The sequence below is a fragment of the Bradyrhizobium sp. Kon56 genome (genome assembly GCF_055807635.1).
Genome location: NZ_JBVVOU010000233.1, coordinates 1 through 346, shown reverse-complemented (window position 1 = coordinate 346; position 346 = coordinate 1). Strand labels below are relative to the sequence as shown.

Annotated in this window: 1 protein-coding gene; it reads right to left on the bottom strand. The window is 66.5% G+C overall.

Annotated elements, in window-relative coordinates; genetic code table 11:
- Positions 1 to 134: 134 nt before the first annotated feature.
- On the bottom strand, positions 135 to 346 hold a 212-nt coding region (locus AC0L3B_RS38765; protein WP_473382962.1), incomplete at its 5' end, for a Nif3-like dinuclear metal center hexameric protein.

The window sequence follows — 346 nt, the reverse complement described above, 5'->3', positions numbered from 1 at the left end:
CCAGTTGGCACAGGACATCCGTGCACTTGAGCGTGAGCGCGGCCTGGCGCCTTGCCTGCTCCTGGGGTTCACCGCCAATGCCCAGCCCGAGGAAGCCGAGCGCTGTCGGCAAGCCGGGATGGACGGGTGTCTGTTCAAACCCACCGGACTGGACGATTTGCGCGTGGCGCTGGCATCGCGCTCCACCGGCATCTCAGGTACAGGTCGACACCGGCAGCCACCGCCTGGTCGATATAACCCTGGCCACCGCCGGTGCACCAGCCCACGCGGCGGGTCATTTCGCTGCCTTCGATCAAGAGCGGCTCACGGCCCATCACTTCCTGTACGCGACGGGCAAAGTCACGCG